Here is a 1,982-nt window from a genome sequence, read left to right as displayed (position 1 = left end):
CGCCGAACGCCGTCTCCCCGCCCGCACCGCATCGGTCGACGGAGACGTCGGCAAGGCCGAAGCCCACGGCATCCGGGACACCGTGGTCTGGCTGACCCTGCTCGCCGCTTTCGAAGACCGCAACCAGATGCTCTGGTTTCTCTCCGGCAACCAGAACTTCGCCGCGCGCGCCGCGTTTCACCCCGACCTGCGTGCAGAAGCACAACAGCGTCTGGGCACGGACAGATCACTCTTCCTGGGTCTGATGCAGGACGGCATTCCCGCGCTGTTGAAGCGATGGGGCGCCAAAGTGACGGTATGCGCCCAGGACTTGGACCGTCTGGTGCGGTCGGAGTCGGTTGCGCAGCAGGTGCGGGCCGTGCTCACGGGGCCTGTGCGGCCTTTCGCCCCGGACTTCCCGGCGCCCGGCACGGATCTCCTGGCCTTCGACGGCCGGCTCGGCAGCCCTCTGGCCTATCAGGTCGACGACAGGCTGTGGGCGCCCAGCCGAATCCGCTGGAGGGCCCGCGGGGAGGAACAGGCGTGTTCCGGCTCCTCGTTCATCATGACGCGGGTGCTGCTGGAGGTCAGCGTCGAGCCCCTGCTCGTGCTGGGCGTGACGGTTCTGGACGTCAGCACCGCCGAACCGCCCGCTGCGAGAGGGCGGCATGAGACCTGATGCTCGATCGAGGCCCTGAACGGCGATGGACGCGTCCGTTCCACGCGGCGAGATCCGCCTCGTGGACGGCGCTGCTGCGGGTGCGCGACGGGCTGGCGTTCAGCGAGCGCGGGGAAGCGACATCGGTGCCGACGCCACCCCGATCCCGTCCTGGCACCACCCGCCCAGCCGCCGCGAGCTCGCCTCCGTCGGTCACTCTCGTGGGTGACGATGAGCACGGAACAGCGTCACGAGCGCCAGGACGCGCCTCGAATCGCAGACCCTCACGGCTGGCGGTGCCGCGCCCTGCGCCTACCGGGTCTCCCAGGGCGCCAGGCTGGGGCGGGCCGCCAGTATCGAGATCACCGCCGATGCCGACGGCGCCGTCTGGGTCAGCGGCGCCGCCACCGTCTGTGTCCGCGGCGCCATCGCCCTCTGACCGCCCCGCCGCCCGCGCTCCCGCCGCAGTTGCCGAAGCGCGGGCGCCGCGCGGAGGTTCGCCGGCGTCGGGAGCAGGCCCTCAGGCGGTGTCCGGGGAGAGCGTCTTCATGGTGACGTAGCTGGTCACCGTGGCCACGCCGGGCAGAGCGGCCAACTGGTTGGCGTGGAAGTCCTCGTAGGCGGGCAGGTCGGCGACCTCGACCTGGAGCAGGTAGTCGAAGTTGCCGGTGATGTGGTGGCAGGCGGCCACCTCGGGCAGCTGGGTGATCCCGCGCTCGAACGCGACCACGTCCGCGCGGGTGTGCCGCATCAGCCGGACCCCGGCGAACACCCGCAGACCGCGGCCGGCCGCGGCGGGGTCGATCAGCGCCCGGTATCCGCGGATGACGCCGGCTTCCTCCAGCTGGCGCACCCTGCGCAGGCAGGGGGACGGCGACAGCCCGACCCGGGCGGCCAGCTCGTTGTTGCTGATCCGGCCGTTCTTCTCGAGCACGGCCAGGATCGATCGGTCCACCTCGTCCATGGCAGCAGATTATTGCGCCCGGCCACCGAGTACCACAATTGTCAGCCCGCAGTGGGCGCAATTTGCTGCCAAAATTGCCGTGATCCGGCCATGTTCGGGCGGTGGTCGGCCACGCTTCATGGCGTCGTCACCGACGTCCAGGGAAGGGCAGACCATGCCGGGCAAGAGCACCATCACCGTCCACGCCGATCGCGGGATCCATCCCACCCGCGCGGTGGCGCCGCCCATCTACCAGACGGCGACGTTCTGGGCCGAGGACGGCGAGACGTTCGCACGCGGCGCCGTCGAACCGCGCGGCAAGGACTTCTACACCCGCTTCGGCAACCCCAACCACGCCCAGGTCGCAGCCGTCGTCGCCGAGTTGGAAGGCGTCGAGGCGGC

General features: G+C 70.7%; 3 protein-coding genes. 2 read left to right on the top strand and 1 reads right to left on the bottom strand.

Going from position 1 to position 1,982, the window contains the following annotated elements; genetic code table 11:
• The coding region (locus ABT300_RS43590) for a hypothetical protein (protein WP_351688602.1) at positions 1-658 on the top strand (658 nt) is incomplete at its 5' end.
• 499 nt (positions 659-1,157) lie between these two features.
• Here ABT300_RS43590 and ABT300_RS43585 read toward each other — a convergent pair.
• The gene (locus tag ABT300_RS43585; protein WP_351688599.1) at positions 1,158-1,601 is read right to left on the bottom strand and encodes an Lrp/AsnC family transcriptional regulator; all 444 of its coding nucleotides are present in this window, start codon (positions 1,599-1,601) and stop codon (positions 1,158-1,160) included.
• Between the two features lie 154 nt (positions 1,602-1,755).
• Between ABT300_RS43585 and ABT300_RS43580 the strand changes: the two genes are divergently transcribed.
• The coding region (locus ABT300_RS43580) for a PLP-dependent transferase (protein WP_351688597.1) at positions 1,756-1,982 on the top strand (227 nt) is incomplete at its 3' end.

This window comes from Streptomyces sp. NPDC001027 (assembly GCF_040299045.1).
In the GTDB taxonomy this organism is placed as follows: Bacteria; Actinomycetota; Actinomycetes; order Streptomycetales; family Streptomycetaceae; genus Streptomyces.
Note: the sequence above shows the minus strand (reverse complement) of the source record. Positions and strands in the feature narration are given on the sequence as shown.